The following is a 16,567-nucleotide window of genomic DNA, read 5'->3' on the forward strand; positions in this document are numbered from 1 at the left end:
AATAATTAAAACAAAAAGAGGTATGAACTGTGGCACAAGCAATTTTTACAAAGACAGGTTTTTCTATTGAACAACCTACAACGCCATTTGAATATCGTTTAAAAAATGAACCCTTTCGCACACTTTACGAACAAGGCTTTGCAGAGAGAATAAGCAAAACCGATCCTTCCATCGACTACTTATTACAAGTGGCGCAAAGCTTTGTCCACCAATTAAAAAAAGACGGAGAAATCGAAATTACCCGTAAGTTCCGTTTCCCAGCGAAACATTTTTACCAAACCTTAGTAAATGAGGTCCCTTTTGTTATCGGTTATGAATTTGTCACCATTTCATGGCTTCAGGCCATTCACCAAGAATTGGCGAACATTTTTGCTGAGGAAATGAAAAATTTCCAAGGAAGTGTAGCAGATTATGTTCAGTCAAAAAATCAAAATTTAACAACCGCCGGAAGAGTCTATTTCCACTTGATTGAGCGTAAGCAAGGCCCCACTCCTTTCGCTTTTTTAGCTACTTATGCCACACTGCAAAATGGAAAAGTGAATCATAGACCGCTAAAAAACGCTCTTTCAGAATTTGAAAATTCAACTGAAATTTTCTCATTACTTTCTGCAGTGGGCCGAGTTGCTGATGAGTCCACTTTTATCTCCCAGTTAGTTGAATCCGGTGAGTTATTTTCTCCTTTAGGATTTAATGAACAAGAAGCATATCAATTTTTAAAAGAAACGCCTATTTATGAAGAAAGCGGAGTTATTTGTCGCATTCCTGACTTTTGGAAAAAAGAATATCAAGCTTCTGTCAAGGTAACTCTAGGAGATCAACAGCCAAGTTATCTCGGCATGGATTCTCTTCTCTCAAGTCAACCAGAACTGTATCTAGGCCAAGATCGCTATTCAAAAGCCGAGATCGAATCACTTTTACAACAAGACGAAGGACTCGCTTTTTTAAAAGGAAAATGGATTGAAATTAATCATGAAAAATTACAAGATTTGCTCGATACTTTTGAAGAACAAGAAAATACGCAATGGACGCTATTCGAAGCCTTACGAAACCAGCAAATAAATACAGATTCTGAAGAGAACCAACCTATCGAAATAAATAACGGACAATGGTTAAATCAGGTATTTACTCAAATGACAATGCCAAGGAAAATCGACCAGGCAGAACCCGCAACTACATTCCAAGCTGAACTACGACCTTATCAGCGTGTCGGCTATAATTGGTTGAAGTTTATGCAAAACCAATCTTTCGGAGCTTTGCTCGCTGATGATATGGGCTTAGGAAAAACTGTACAAATTTTAGCTTTATTAGATGCTTTAAAAAATCAAGGTACTCGTGCGCTTCTAATCATTCCAGCTTCTCTCATCGAAAATTGGAGAAAAGAAGCAGCTAGATTTGCGCCTAATTTAAACGTGCAAATCTTACACGGAAAACAAACTGATATGCAGGATGCCACAGCTGATCTGTTCATTACGACTTATGGCATGGTAAGTAAAATCGCGGCTCTTTATGAAAAGACTTTTGACTTACTCATTTTAGATGAAGCTCAAGCCATTAAAAACCCCGGAACAAAACAAACGAAAAACGTGAAAGCTTTGCACGCACGTGCTAAAATCGCCATGACAGGAACGCCTATTGAAAATCGATTATCGGACTTGTGGAGTGTCTTTGACTTTTTAAACCAGGGATTGTTAGGCACAAAAAAAGAATTTAGCTCTCAAATCAAAAAAGGCATGGATTACGGCGCTTTAAGAAAAATGATTTCACCATTTATTTTACGACGTTTGAAAACCGACCAACAGATCATTTCTGATTTACCAGCAAAAAATGAGCAAAAAGAATACATTGGACTTTCAAAAAAACAAGTAGCTCTATATAAAGGCGTACAGCGTGAGATTGAAAAATCCTTGGAAGACTCTGAAGGGATTCAACGAAAGGGAATGATTCTATCTGCTATTTCCAAGTTTAAACAAATTTGTAACCATCCTGACCAATATCTAGGCAACCAAGAGTTTCGACCGAACCTCAGTGGAAAATTTGAAAACTTACGTGCCCTATGCGAAACGATCCGGGATAAACATGAACAGGTACTAATTTTTACGCAGTTTAAAGAAATGTGTGAACCTTTAAATGAATTTCTAGCGGAAGTTTTTGGCAAATCAGGCCTTGTCTTACACGGAAGCGTGCCAGCAAAAAAAAGAGCGCAATATGTCCAAGAGTTTAACTCATCAGAATCCTACACCCCTTATATGGTATTATCAATCAAAGCAGGCGGTGTAGGTGTTAACTTAACCGCCGCCAACCATGTGATTCACTTTGATCGTTGGTGGAACCCGGCAGTTGAAAATCAAGCAACAGACCGAGCTTTTCGAATTGGCCAGGAAAAAAATGTTTTTGTTTATAAATTTGTCACAACAGGAACCATCGAAGAAAAGATTGATGAAATGTTATCCGAAAAAACACAACTCTCTAATGATCTTATTTCTGAAACAAGCGGTGAAAATTGGCTAACGGAAATGAGTAACCAAGAATTGAAACAATTATTCACTTTGGAGGCGAACTGATCATGTCTAGCTACGACTTTTATGAATATGAAAGTATCGCAGAAAAAAGGGACAGAGCAACAACAAAAAGAAGAAGCTATCAAAAAAAGCATCCAAATGCCGTTCCTATTACTATAAATGGTAATAAAATCGCTAAGTCCTTTTGGGGAAAAGCGTGGTGTAATCATTTAAAATATTATGCAGACCATGATAACCGCGTTTCTCGAGGTCGTTCTTATATCAAAAATGGCTTTGTTTTTGATTTAGCTATTAAGGAAGGACTGATCACTGGAACCGTGAGTGGTAGCGGCAATAATCTTTATCAAGTTATCATTACCATAGACCCTATTGCCGATCAACGCTTGGAAGAACAAATCAACGGCCATGTTGAAAGCTTAGAAGATTTAGCCTATGGAAAATTCCCTAAAGCATTAGAGAAAGTGTTTCTAACAAGTGAGAATGGCCTCTTTCCAAAGATGAATGAAATTCAATTTAGTTGTAGTTGCCCCGACAGTGCTTATATGTGCAAACACGTCTCGGCCATACTGTATGCGGTAGGCGCTAAATTAGACTCAGAGCCCTTGCTCTTATTTGAATTACGGGGGGTGGATACCTCTGCTTTAGTGAAAAGATCAGTAGAAGAAAAGATGTCCTCCCTCTTGGAAAACGCTTCTTCTGTAAAGTCTGATCGTATCATTGAGGATGATTCGATTATCGATCTTTTTGATTTAGAATAGAACAGATTACTTTAGGTTAATTTTATAACTTATCTCAAAAAATATGTAATAAAAAGGCGCTTGATTCTCTCACTGTGATAAAAGTCATAAACGAAACTATACTATCACAAATGAGCGGTTCAAGCGTCTTAAATATATTGCTCCTATTTGCTTGCTTTTTTATTTAATGGCATCAACCAAAGCATCAAAAAATAATGCACTAGACGCGGCCCCCGGATCAATGTGTCCTTTCGAACGTCCTGCTAGGTAGGAAGCTCTACCCTTTTTAGCCACCAATGTTTGAGTATATTCCTCAGCCCTTTCGACTTGTTCTTTTGCAAGGCTTCCTTCTTTTAAGGCTTGGACCACTGGTTCCCAAACATCAACCATGGTTTTATCCTCAAATTCGGTTTTCCCTCGTTTTTTGATGCCAGCTAATCCTTGTTCAATGATGTTTCCTAATTGTTCATAAGAATCAATCGTTTCGGTCCCTTTGGTTTCTTTGACCATATTCATAAGGGCTGAGCCATACAATGGTCCTGAGGCACCGCCAACCTTAGAAATCATCGCCATGGAAAAGACTTGTAAAATATCACTAATAGATTCTGGTTGTTTTTGCTCAAAAGATGCTTCATAAGCGTTCACTCCACGGGCCATATTGTTCCCATGGTCGCCATCGCCAATAGGGGTATCTAAATCACTCAAATACTGCTTATTTTCTTTGATTTTATCGGTAAATTCTGCCAACCAAGCTTGTACATCTTGCGCCGTTAATTGCATTAAACCTTCCTCCTTACCAAGAAATCGTCGTAACATCACTTTCTAAAGCTTCTTTGATCGTTTCATCTTCTAGATCAATCAAAGTCAAAGAAACACCTTCCATATCAAGCGAAGTCATGTAGTTGCCCACTTTATGGAAAGTGACTTCAACATTTTGTTCTTTTAACAAATTCAACACATCATTCATGAAAATAAACTGTTCCATTAAAGGTGTGCCGCCCATACCGTTCACTAAAACGCCCACTTTTTGGGGTTGCTTGTCATAATCCGACAAAATTTTAGTCACTAGCTCTTGGGCTAAGTCTTTTGACGGCTGTAATTTTTCGCGACGGTAACCTGCTTCTCCGTGAATCCCCACGCCGTATTCCAGTTCATCTTCGGCTAGTTCGAAACCGGGTTTGCCCACTTCGGGAACGGTAGCTGCGTGTAAAGCCAAGCCAATCGTCTTGATTTTTTTCACCACTTCGTCCCCTAGTTGTTTCAATTCATCCAAAGAAGCACCTCTTCGAGCTGCGTTGCCCAGAATTTTATGCACCAGAACGGTTCCTGCGACCCCGCGTTTGCCGGCGGTAAATTCACTGTCTTCCACGGCGATGTCGTCATCCACTACTACGATTTCAGATTGAATATCGTCCATTTCTGCCATTTCTTGGGCCATTTCAAAGTTTAAATTATCACCTGTATAATTTTTAACGATTAACAACACTCCTTGACCTTGGTCGGCGTCTTGCATAGCGATTTGAATTTGATCGGGGGTAGGTGAAGTAAAGACATCCCCCGCCACAGCAGCGCTCAACATGCCATCGCCTACAAAGCCCGCGTGTGAAGGTTCATGACCACTGCCCCCACCAGAAACCAAGGCTACTTGTGGTTTCGTATCATTTTTTACAATAACACGAGAATCTTCGATGCGATGAATAAGGCCAGGATAACTAGCCGATAATCCTCGTAACATTTCTTCAATAACATCTTCTGTTTGATTGATAATTTTTTTCATCTTATACCCTCCGTTTATTTTTTATGACCACTCTTTTTTCCCAGCGTTTTGTGCTTCAGATAGTACTTGTTGCACATCACTTGTCGTACTAGCTGTGATTGCCGCAGCAAAGGCGCCTTCCACTAAAGGAGCTTCTACCAGATAGTAACGTTCTTGTTGGTCTTCTTCTAACATGTCTTGAGCCATTTCTGCATTGAGGATCGCACTGCCAATATCAGCAAAAACCAAGAACCAATCTTCTTGTCCCGCCTCATTGACGGCATCCACAACTTTGGTCGGGTCCGAACCGATTTCATTATCTACCGTGCCTCCTAAAGAATAAATAGATACGTCATTTGATGTTTGCATTTGTTCAATCATCTTCTTAAGGCCATCGGTAATTTCTTTACTATGAGAAAGTAACAAAAGGCTAGTTTTCATCTAATCATTCTCCTAACAGTATAAGATTAACAGTAATAAGCTGCAATCTAACAAACTATGATTGCAGCTTAACTGTTCAAGGATGATATTATAACGGACCGTTTTGCTTGTATTCTTCTCCTACTTGATTTGCGACGATAAGCGCGTTAGCTACTTGTTCTTCGTCAATTGGAAATGGCATAGAATGAATCGATTCTTCTGGAATACAAGCTTTTTTAGCTACCTCTAGTGCTTGTTCATAAGTAACTTCATTTGCTCCGATATCTGCCAAAGTCATCGGCAATCCAACAGAGTGATAAAAGCCAAGTACAGTATTGATTTCTTTTTTTTCTGCGTCTTCTAAAACTAGTTGAATTAACGTAGTAAAGGCTACTTGTTCACCGTGAAGATAGTCATGTGTCCCTGGTAACACAGTCAAGCCATTATAAATCGCATGAGCAGCTGCTAAACCACCACTTTCAAAACCTAAACCAGAAAGCAAAATATTGGTTTCTACAATTTTACTCAACGATTCGGTCACTCGGTTATTGTCAGCCGATAATTTTGCTTTCAACCCGTCTTCTTGTAGATTGTCAAAACATAATTTAGCAAGTTGTAATGCTGCATAAGTACCTACTGCTGAAGGTGTGTAACCTTCTCTGGTTCCCATTGGCAAGCTTGCGTTGACTCTTGAATAAGAGTTGTGCGTTGCACGTGCTTCAAAATACGTTGACATTGCATCACCCATGCCCGCTAGTAAGAAACGAGTTGGTGCTTGCGCAATGACTGTTGTATCTGCCAACACAACGCCAGGACTTTTCTTGCAATAATAATAATCATCAAAATTATGTTCTTCTGTATATAAAACAGCAGAATGAGAAGTTGGTGCATCTTGCGCTGCAATCGTTGGAGCAATAATGACTTCTAAGCCTTCACTGTCTGCAACAACTTTTGCCGTATCTAAAGCTTTTCCTCCGCCTAAACCAACAACACAGTCAGCTGGTTGTTCGTTTAACATGTTTTGCAACCGCTGTACCTCATTTCGCGTAGCTTCTCCATTAAAGCCTGCTTCAAAAAATTCAACACCATATTTATCAGCCGTTTGGTTCAATTTTGTTCGTACCCGTTCAATGTCTTCATTTTTTCCGATTAATAAAGCACTTTTTCCAAACGTCGAAACAAAATAACCTAAGTTTAGTAATTCATCTTCGCCTTGAACGTATTTGGTTGGCAAAATCAATGCTTTCCTCATGTTGATTCCTCCTTAATTTTTGTTACAATGTTATTGTAAAGCGTTATCATAAAAAAATCATTGAAATTTCATGCTTAATTTTTGTTTATTTTTATTGAACAAACCAACAAAATAGAACTTTTTTATTATTAATTGACGACATAGATTGAAGAGGTAAGGGATCGGGGGGATACAGATATGCAACAAATGGATTTAGAAGGTATCTTGGATTTAAGTGAGTGGGAAAAATTACAAGACGCTATCGCTATAGAAACTCAATTAGCAATTATTTTAGTTGACTATCGTGGCAAACCTGTTAGTACACATAACCAGATTCAACCATTTTGTCAACTTGTTCGGCAACACCCTAAATTGAGCAAATACTGCGAAAAGTGTGACGCAAGAGGCGCATTAGAAGCTGTTCGTAAAGGGACTCCTTTCATTTACCGTTGCCATTTTGATATTGTTGATATTGCAATTCCAATTATGGTTGAGGGCCATTACATGGGAGCGATCATGGCCGGAGAAGTTCAAATGGAAGAAAACCAAGATCAGTTAGAGCAAGTCTTAAACGCAGACGACCAAGAACTCATCCAATGGTTCAAAAAAGAACACCAAAAAGCTTATGAACAATTGCCCAAATTATCTTTCCAAGACATGGATAAAGCAGCATACATGATTGGTCAGCTGAGTAAATATATTTTGACAGAAATCGTAAAAAAGGGATACTCTGTTCAAAAACATGAAGGTAACAGTATACAGATTTCTTCTAAAGAATTTCAACCAACAAATTCCGCCACATTAGAACTTGTTTCGGAAGAACAAGAAAAAATTAATCTCTCTTATCAAGCAAAAAATTCACAATTGCAACCCGCTATCGATGCGATGTATGATTCTAATAGAACAGTTGATCTACAATACCTAGCTGAACTAACCAACCTAAGTCCCAATTATCTCAGTCGTTTAATAAAAGAAGAATTTGGCGAGCCATTTACGCAAGTATACAATAAACTAAAAGTTCGTAGAGCTAAACAACAATTGCGTGATACTAACAAAACGATTAATGAAATTTCAGATGATTTGGGTTATGTAGATGCAAGTTATTTTGTCCGTACCTTTAAAAAATATGTAGGCACCACCCCACTAAACTTTCGAAAAAGTGCTTAATGAAAGCTTTAAGTCGAACCATTTTATTTTATATTGGAAGTTACTTCCAATATAAAAAACCGAAGAAAGAAATTGTTTCCCTCTTCGATTTCTGCATATGTTAATTACTAATTCAAGCTTTCTGCAACGCAATCACCACACAGCAATATACCCATCGGTACGTCCTTCAGTGGCGGCAACATAGACACCGTCGTCTTGTTGTAAGATGATTTGCCCTCGTCCAATCATAATTGTTTCATTGAGTAATTGAATATTATGTCCTCGTCGTTTTAACGCTTCGGCAATATGGAAAGGAAAAGAAGGTTCGAGCTGAACAGATTTTCCACTTGTCCATTGCCAACGCGGCGCATCTATGGCTTCTTGTGGATTGAGATGAAAATCAACCATACTACTTACCACTTGCATATGAGCTTGCGGCTGCAGTGGTCCACCCATCACACCAAAGGGTCCGACGGCTTTGCCATCTTGTGATAAGAAACCTGGAATAATCGTATGATAAGGACGTTTTCCTGGTTTGATTTCATTCGGATGATCTTTCTTTAAAGAAAACTGATTGCCACGATTGTGCAAGCTGATGCCGTAATCGGGAACAACAGCACCAGAGCCAAAACCTGTATAACAACTTTGGATGAAAGAAACCATATTGCCATCTTTGTCAGCAACATTAAAATAAACCGTACCACTTGAAGGTATCTTTCCAGGTTTTGGATCCATAGCTTCTTCTGTAATTTGAGACGTACGTTCTTTCGCCCATTTTTTTGAAAGCAACTGCTCTAAATCAACATTGAGCCCTTCAACTAATGGATCGCCGATAAATTCTAATCCATCCTCAAAAGCTAATTTTAAAGCTTCAATTTGTGCATGATAGGTTTCCACATCATCTTTTCCTTGCAACTCCATTTGTTCAAGGTTATTTAGTGCCATCAAAACAATCACACCGATACCATTAGGCGGCAATTGCCATACATCATAACCTTTATAATTTGTCGACAGAGGTTTCACCCACTCGGGTTGGTATTTCGCTAGGTCTTCTTTGCGTAAATAGCCTCCATTTTCTCTGGAAAAAGCATCGATAGCCTCCGCAATTTCTCCTTTATAAAAACTTTCGGCGTTTGTTCTGCCAATCTCACGAAGGGTTTTGGCGTGATTGGGGGCTTTAAACAGCTCTCCTGCTTTTAACGGACGTCCATCAGGACAATAAGTATCAAACCAAGTTTTTAAAACAGGATATTTTTCTAATTGAGCCGAATAAATGCCATAATATCTTTTCCATAAAGCAGCGACATTCGCCGCTACAGGAAATCCTTCTTCTGCTATCGTCGCAGCAGGTTCAACCGTTTCACTTAAAGATAAATTTCCAAAACGCTCTGATAAAGCAGCCCAACCACCGGGCGCTCCTGGAACGGTGACAGAGTCTAAGCCGTATAAAGAGATTTCTTCTCCTTTTTCTAATAATTCTTCGCGAGAAATATTTTCTGGAGCAAAACCGCTGGCGTTTATTCCATAAATCTTCCCCTCATACCAAATGATAGCAAAACAATCGCCGCCAATACCATTTCCTGAAGGTTCGACAACCGTTAACGCGGTCGCTGTTGCCACGGCTGCATCAATGGCATTGCCTCCTTTTTTCAGAATATCTAAACCTGCTTGTGAGGCTAAAGGACTTGCACTTGCGACAACGCCATTTTTTCCAAACACTAAGTTACGTCGTGACGGATAACGATACATATATGGATCAAATTTCATAAAGTTAAATTCCTTTCTACAGTTATATTAAATAAAGTTGACCATGATTCCCGCAATTACAATCGAAAATACGGTCACAGTGGTCATACTACCCACCACATAACTAGGCATAATGCGATTTAAGACAATTTCTTGTTCGTCAGGATCTTCTGTTACGGCTTTAGCTACTTCTTTTGAAATAAGATAAGTGGCTGGAAAGCCGAGATATTGTGCCAAACTAACCCCTGTAGCTAGAGGTTTTGAACCAATAATTTTGTATCCCGGTAGAATGTAGAAACAAATGATTAAAGCGATAATAGTAACTGCTAAGATGACAATAATTTGGAAAGCTAAAGATGACAACTGTGCAAAATCAATGTTCGCTAAGGAAGGAATAATCACGGCATAGGTTAACATGGAAATAATTCCTGAAGCTCTCCCTTTATCTAAAATTCGAGCGGGAACAAGATTATAATAGCCCATAATCGCACCTAAAATAAGGGCCCAAATAGACATATTTACTTGTGGGATCAAGGTTTCCAATGTTACTGCTACCCAGGAAAAAAAGGTTGCGACCATAATACATACGAAATCGGTAAAATATTTTTGCTTTTGAATCGCAAATCCTTTATTATCTTTTTCTGTTTCGTTACTTATCATTGAAAACATTGGATCTTCAGGATTCGAGCGGTATTTTTCTAAAATGTTGTTCGCTTCTTTTACACCAAACATCGAAGCAGGATAAGAGCCAGCAAATTTTTTCACCGCATAAAGAATTGCTGCTAACGCGGCTGGAACAGCTAAGTTAGCATTACTTGCTGCTTCGCTCATAATTTGTGTGGAAATAATTCCTCCGTTTAACACAGGGATCGTAACAATGGCATTTTCATATCCAATGAATGGGATCAGTACAAATACTGCCAGAGCAACAACCACCATGGATATTAACGCGGTTACTACGGTGCGCCATTCGCTGATCAATTGTTTTAAATTAATTGTCGTCCCCATATGAAAAATCAACATACCCACAGCCATATCTGCCATAGATGATAAACCTGCTTGATCAATAATATCGGCCGGAAAAACGTCTGTCATAAACAGAATCAAAAAAGTAAGCATCACAACAAAAACTGAAGACACTTTCGCTTTTGTTAAAACACCGAGAACGTCGCCAATCCCGTAAACCAACATAACAAGAAAAAAGTAAAAATAACTGTTTTGGAAAATCTCTTCCATAAAGCCCCCTCCTAGGATGTAACTTATTATTTGTCATTTTTTAATTGCTATCATAGCTTAAATTAAAAAATGAGTTATAACGATGAGTATAACTGCTTTTTAATTTTCTGACAATAGTCAATTTGCTGAAAATTAACAAAAATATGAAAAAGCATTAACAACAGCATCATTTGCGCAACAACAGGATGTACAATTACCTCTTAAAACAAAAAATAAGTCTATTTTTGACGACTTAATCACAAATAGACTCTTACTTAATTTTAATATTTCTATCTAGCTAATTTTCACTTTCTTCTAATAAAAAATTTTGCGCGTTATACTCAATTCGCAATTATTGGAGGTAACTTCTCTGATGTCCCTCCAATCTGCGAATTATTGGTGGTATCTTTTTCGAGATGCCTCCAATTTAAAAACTATTGGAGGTATCTCCTTTGAGGTGCCTCCAATTCATAAACTATCAGTGGCATCTCGAAAATAAAACAAACCACTTCTAAGGAAATTTGAAGTAAACTTCAAATTTTTAGCCATTTTTCTTTTTTTTAAGTTAGTTTCAAAAAAATTCAATTAACTCAAAACTCCGTATTGCTTGCCCCTTGTATGAAAAACTGCGCTTCTTCATAGTGATAAAGGATTTTCGAATAATCAAAAGGTCGCCCATTTTCCAAATAATAGATAGACTCTAAAAAGGCAGCAGGGTCGCCTATTTTCAAGTTTAATAATGCTGCGTTTTCTTTGTTTAATTTCCCTACGCGAAAGAAATGATCCGTAAAACCTGGCTTAAGTTTTAAATCCTCTATAAGGTAACGAAAGATAGAATCTTCTACGATTTCTTGATTTAAATAAGGGACAATATCTTTTACATAAAAAGATTTCTCAATAGCGAACTTCCTTCCTTCGATTGAACGTAATCGCTTCACATAATAGACATCTTCATCTTCTGAGATATCCAAATTAGCCATCACTTCTGTTGTGGGCTTGATCACTTTTAAATCTAGCATTTCGGAACCTAAACGAAAGCCTTGCAACGTACTTTTAAAACCATTGGCTTCTAAAAGATTGATATAACCGTGTCGGCGGTGTTTTCTTACAAAGTTGCCACTACCTCTTACCTGATAAATATACCCTTGTCTTTCCAATAGCGTTAACACTTGAATGATAGTATTTTTTCCTACATCAAAATATTTCATTAATTCTTCAATACTTGCTAATTTGTCTCCTTGCTTCATATCATCGGAGTCAATTTTTCGAATCAACTTTCGAGCAATGTCTTTATACTTTGGCATCTCAGGGTCCCTTTCCCGTATTTTTTTATATTGTATCATAATTTTCAAAGGCTTTCTATACTATATGGGCATTGACAAATTATACCCATACGGTTAAACTCGATTATGTTAAAAAATTAAAGGAGTGCAAAACATGGCAAATAATAAAGAAACCGCTACATTTATTGTAGAGCACATCGGTGGACAAGAAAATGTTGATTCCCTCGTCCATTGTGCGACACGTTTACGATTTAAATTAAGAGATACAAGTAAAGTGGATGAAAAAGCACTAAAAGATCATCCTGGCGTTTTAACCGCAGTTGAAAGCGGTGGCCAATATCAAGTTGTTATTGGTAACCACGTGGCTAAAGTCTACCAAGAAATTATGGATCAATATAATATCCAAGCTGGTGAATCAAGTGATGCTGATGAGGAAAAAAGTGCAGAGGAAATCAAACAATCGGTCCGATCCAAAAACCCAATCGCTATTGTTTTTGAATATATTTCAGGGACATTTTCTCCACTAATTCCAGCCTTAGCAGGTTCAGGGATGATAAAAGCGCTTTTGGCTGTCCTTACAATGGCAGGCTGGTTAAGTGAAGAAAGTTCTACCTATGCTGTATTAGATGCAGCCTCTAATGGATTATTTTATTTCTTCCCCGTCTTTATCGGAATATCGGCTGCAAAGTTCTTAAAAGTTAATCCCTATGTTGGTGGCGTTATCGGTGCAGGCTTATTAGAACCAACCTTTGCTTCATTAATGGATGCAAGTCAAAGTTTAGATTTTATGGGCATTCCCTTAATTATTTCAGACTATACACAAACAGTTTTTCCCATGTTAGTTGCAATGGCTTTTTATGCGCCTATCGAACGATTCTTTAAGAAATATTCTCCAGATACTATTCAGTTATTCTTTGTACCTATGATGGGAATTTTAATTATGGTACCCTTAACCGCTTTAATTTTTGGACCATTCTCACAATATCTAAGTCAAGCAATTGCCAACGGATTAGTTGCTTTACTTGATTTATCCTCTATATTGACTGGTATTGTTTTTGCTTCAGTTTGGCCATTTCTTGTCGTGTTGGGCGTACACTGGGGAATTACACCTATCCAGCTTGACAACTTAGCTCGCGGTGGAGACCCATTAAACGCTATGGCAGCAGGTGCGACTTTTGCACAGATGGGCATTGCCTTTGGTATTTTCTTGCGTTACCGCAAAAATAAAGATTTAAGTTCCTTATCTCTTGCTGGAACGGTTTCAGGAATTGTTGCTGGCGTTACTGAACCTATTTTATATGGTTTCATTTTACGTTATCGTCGTTTAATTCCTATTTTAATTGTTTCCGGAGCTGCTGGTGGTGGCCTTGTAGGATTCTTTGGCGCTGAAATGTATAGCTATGCATTTAACAGTGTACTAACGATTCCAGCTTATGGACCTATTCCACAATACGTATTTAGTATCGCTGTTTCCTTTGTTGTTGGAACTATTTTGACCTTTATTTTCGGTTTAGGAAAAGAGGCCGATGCTTCTACCACGACAGAATCAACAAACGCTACAACATCAGAAACTACAGAAGAAATTGAAGCAGAACAAGAAGCTAGTGATAAAGAAGAACTTGTTGAAGGTACGCAAATTCAAATTCAGTCGCCTCTTAGCGGGGAATTAGTTCCATTGACTGAAGTAGAAGATGAAGTATTTTCTTCCGGCGCTATGGGTAAAGGTGCGGCGATTTTACCTACAGACGGCACATTAGTCGCGCCATTTGATAGTAAAATTTCGTCCTTTTTCCCTACAAAACATGCCATTGGTTTAACAGATGAAAATGGCATTGAGCTATTAATTCATATTGGAATGGACACAGTACAATTAAACGGAGAACATTTTTCAAGCTCTGTAGCAGAAGGCCAAGAAGTCAAACAAGGCGAGACGCTAGTTAACTTCGATGTTGAAGCTATCCAACAAGCGGGCTATTCTGTAGTATCACCGGTCATTGTGACAAATACTGATAGTTTCAAACAAGTGGCTAGTGAAAAATCACGTCACGTCGAACCAAATGACACGATTATCACTGTAGTAAAATAAAAATTTTTCAGGAGGAATTTCATTATGAGTAAATTACCAAAAGACTTTCTATGGGGCGGCGCAGTTGCCGCCCACCAAATCGAAGGTGGCTGGGATCAAGATGGCAAAGGCCCTAGCGTTGCGGATGTCATGACTGTCGGCGGTCCAAACAAACGCAGAGAAATTACAGATACGATTGAAGAAGACAAATTTTATCCTAACCATGAAGCCATTGATTTTTATCATCACTATAAAGAAGATGTCCAACTTTTTGCTGAAATGGGGCTAAAAGCATTCCGAACTTCGATTAACTGGACGCGCATTTTCCCCAATGGAGATGACGCTGAACCTAACGAAGCTGGCTTGCAATTTTATGATGATCTGTTTGATGAATGTTTAAAATATGGCATTGAACCAGTCGTTACACTCACTCATTTCGAAATGCCACTAAAGCTTGCAAAAAATTATGGTGGTTTTCGCAATCGTAAAGTGGTAGACCTATTTGTTCGCTTTGCTGAAGTTGTCTTTAAACGCTACAAAGATAAAGTGAAATATTGGATGACTTTTAACGAAATCAATAACATGATGGATTACACCAACCCGATATTCTTGTGGACCAATGTAGGCGTACAAGTGAAAGAAGGCGAAAATCCAAAAGAAGTCATGTATACAGCAGCACATCACACATTAATCGCAAGTGCTCTAGCGGTAGCTAAAGGAAAAGAAATTAATCCGAACTTCCAAATTGGAGCCATGGTCTCCCATGTGCCGATTTATCCTTTAAATGCTGATCCTAATAATGTCATGTTAGCAGAAGAATCCATGCATTTACGTTATTTCTTCCCAGACGTACAAGTACGAGGCAAATATCCAAATTATGCCCTAAAAGAATTTCAACGCGATGGATTAAATATTCCTATTTTAGCTGGCGATGACGAAATTTTAGCCAATGGGAAAGTTGATTACTTAGGTTTTAGTTATTATATGTCAAATGTCGTTGATATCAATACCGGGGAAAATGAGGACGAAAATATTCATGGAAAAATCCCTTATCAAGTAGACAATCCTTATCTTTCTGTCAGTGATTGGGGCTGGGCGATTGATCCTGTCGGTTTACGTTACACGCTCAATCGTTTCTGGGATAGATATCAAGTACCGCTATTCATTGTAGAAAATGGCTTCGGCGCTGTTGATACTGTAGAAGAAGACGGCAGTATTCACGACCCTGAACGCATCGATTACCTTCGCCAACACATACAAGAAATGACCAAAGCTGTTGATTATGATGGTGTAGAACTCATGGGGTATACACCTTGGGGGATTATCGATATTGTTTCTTTTACAACGGGCGAAATGAAAAAACGTTATGGGATGATTTATGTCGATCGTGACAACGAAGGTAACGGCACCATGGAACGGTCTAAAAAAGATTCGTTTGATTGGTATAAACAAGTCATTGAAACAAATGGAGAAAATTTAGATTAGTATTCAAAAAAACTTCGATAAAATCTAATTGATTTTATCGAAGTTTTTTTCTTTAATCCAATCGAACTTGCAAAATGTGCAAAATTATAAGTAACTTTTGAAAAGACAGTTATGATGATCAATTAGAAAAGTTTCTTAAACAATAACAGTCATCTGCTCTTCTAATTGATCATCACCCTTATCAGAAATTAGCGTAACAGCATCCAGGTCAAAAGATTTCACATTAGCTACTTGATGAAACTTCGAACTATCACATAGTAAAAAGCTCTGTTTAGCATGTTTAATAATCGTACTTTTCTTTACTGCTTCTTTTAGGTCAGGCGTTGTCACACCATACGCCACATCTATACCATTTCCTCCTAAAAAAGCTTTATCAAAGATAAAATGGCCTATATTCATTTCCGTTAAGTTCCCACTTAAAGAAGAAATGGCTGGATTATATTCTCCTCCTAGGACCGTAACCCTAGCGGTTGCTTGACTGAAGACATTAAAAATACTCGTATTTGAAGTAACGATATGCACATTTTTATGAATCATTTTTTCTAATAAAATCGTACAAGTTGAGCCGGAATCAATATATATCATATCCTCGTCATTGACCTGTGCTACAGCTAAATCAGCGATATGATTTTTTTCTTCTACATAAAAAGTAGACTTCATTTGTATAGGCAACTCGCTAATGCTTGAATTTAATTTAACGGCGCCTCCGGTAAGTAACTGTACTTTATTTTCTTTTTCTAATTCCTTTAAGTCTCTTCTTAAAGTGGAAATAGAAACACCCGTTAGTTTTTCTTTCAAGTCTTCGATTTTAAGCAGTGTGTTGGTCTCTAATAGTTTCATTATTTTGGCTTGTCTTTCATAAGGAATCATCTTATTACCCCCGTAACTATCTGCTTATAGTATACCGAATTGCTCAATAAATTCAAAATAAAGCAAGTAACTTTCTTATTGAACAATAAAAAAC

13 protein-coding genes are annotated in these 16,567 nt (G+C 38.0%); 5 read left to right on the plus strand and 8 right to left on the minus strand.

Going from position 1 to position 16,567, the window contains the following annotated elements; all coding sequences use genetic code 11:
• Positions 1–29: 29 nt before the first annotated feature.
• The gene (locus C7K42_RS05765; RefSeq protein ID WP_014123885.1) at positions 30–2,561 is read left to right on the plus strand and encodes a DEAD/DEAH box helicase; all 2,532 of its coding nucleotides are present in this window, start codon (positions 30–32) and stop codon (positions 2,559–2,561) included.
• Between the two features lie 2 nt (positions 2,562–2,563).
• Positions 2,564–3,277: an SWIM zinc finger family protein gene (locus C7K42_RS05770; RefSeq protein WP_061840043.1), complete on the plus strand. Its 714-nt coding sequence runs from the start codon at positions 2,564–2,566 to the stop codon at positions 3,275–3,277.
• A gap of 159 nt (positions 3,278–3,436) precedes the next feature.
• On the opposite strand, the gene dhaL is transcribed toward C7K42_RS05770, so the two are convergent.
• From dhaL to C7K42_RS05790, 4 genes are all read right to left on the minus strand, one after another.
• Positions 3,437–4,036: a dihydroxyacetone kinase subunit DhaL gene (gene dhaL / locus C7K42_RS05775; protein ID WP_038025595.1), complete on the minus strand. Its 600-nt coding sequence runs from the start codon at positions 4,034–4,036 to the stop codon at positions 3,437–3,439.
• 13 nt (positions 4,037–4,049) lie between these two features.
• Complete coding sequence (dhaK, locus tag C7K42_RS05780; protein WP_014123882.1) at positions 4,050–5,033, minus strand: dihydroxyacetone kinase subunit DhaK; 984 nt, start codon at positions 5,031–5,033, stop codon at positions 4,050–4,052.
• A 21-nt stretch (positions 5,034–5,054) separates the two neighbouring features.
• A complete protein-coding gene (gene dhaM / locus C7K42_RS05785) occupies positions 5,055–5,453 on the minus strand; it encodes a dihydroxyacetone kinase phosphoryl donor subunit DhaM (RefSeq protein WP_014123881.1) in 399 nt (132 codons plus the stop codon).
• 88 nt (positions 5,454–5,541) lie between these two features.
• A complete protein-coding gene (locus tag C7K42_RS05790) occupies positions 5,542–6,684 on the minus strand; it encodes a glycerol dehydrogenase (RefSeq protein WP_014123880.1) in 1,143 nt (380 codons plus the stop codon).
• A gap of 177 nt (positions 6,685–6,861) precedes the next feature.
• Here C7K42_RS05790 and C7K42_RS05795 point away from each other — a divergent pair, with 177 nt between their 5' ends.
• Positions 6,862–7,830, plus strand: coding sequence for a PocR ligand-binding domain-containing protein (locus tag C7K42_RS05795; protein WP_014123879.1), 969 nt, complete (start codon positions 6,862–6,864; stop codon positions 7,828–7,830).
• A 132-nt stretch (positions 7,831–7,962) separates the two neighbouring features.
• Here the strand turns inward: C7K42_RS05795 and ggt are convergent, their stop codons facing one another.
• From ggt to C7K42_RS05810, 3 genes are all read right to left on the minus strand, one after another.
• Complete coding sequence (gene ggt / locus C7K42_RS05800) at positions 7,963–9,576, minus strand: gamma-glutamyltransferase (RefSeq protein WP_103099823.1); 1,614 nt, start codon at positions 9,574–9,576, stop codon at positions 7,963–7,965.
• 27 nt (positions 9,577–9,603) lie between these two features.
• On the minus strand, positions 9,604–10,791 hold the full coding sequence (locus C7K42_RS05805) for a hypothetical protein (RefSeq protein WP_103099824.1): 1,188 nt from the start codon (positions 10,789–10,791) through the stop codon (positions 9,604–9,606).
• Between the two features lie 569 nt (positions 10,792–11,360).
• Positions 11,361–12,074, minus strand: a complete 714-nt coding sequence (locus C7K42_RS05810) for a GntR family transcriptional regulator (RefSeq protein WP_103099825.1) — start codon at positions 12,072–12,074, stop codon at positions 11,361–11,363.
• A gap of 133 nt (positions 12,075–12,207) precedes the next feature.
• Between C7K42_RS05810 and C7K42_RS05815 the strand changes: the two genes are divergently transcribed.
• Positions 12,208–14,139, plus strand: coding sequence for a beta-glucoside-specific PTS transporter subunit IIABC (locus tag C7K42_RS05815; protein ID WP_103099826.1), 1,932 nt, complete (start codon positions 12,208–12,210; stop codon positions 14,137–14,139).
• A gap of 24 nt (positions 14,140–14,163) precedes the next feature.
• Entirely contained in the window at positions 14,164–15,603 is a 1,440-nt protein-coding gene (locus tag C7K42_RS05820) for a 6-phospho-beta-glucosidase (RefSeq protein ID WP_103099827.1), read from the plus strand.
• 135 nt (positions 15,604–15,738) lie between these two features.
• Here C7K42_RS05820 and C7K42_RS05825 read toward each other — a convergent pair whose 3' ends face one another.
• Positions 15,739–16,473: a DeoR/GlpR family DNA-binding transcription regulator gene (locus C7K42_RS05825; RefSeq protein WP_103099828.1), complete on the minus strand. Its 735-nt coding sequence runs from the start codon at positions 16,471–16,473 to the stop codon at positions 15,739–15,741.
• Positions 16,474–16,567 lie beyond the last annotated feature (94 nt).

It is taken from the genome of Tetragenococcus halophilus subsp. halophilus DSM 20339 (genome assembly GCF_003841405.1).
Classification (GTDB): domain Bacteria; phylum Bacillota; class Bacilli; order Lactobacillales; family Enterococcaceae; genus Tetragenococcus; species Tetragenococcus halophilus.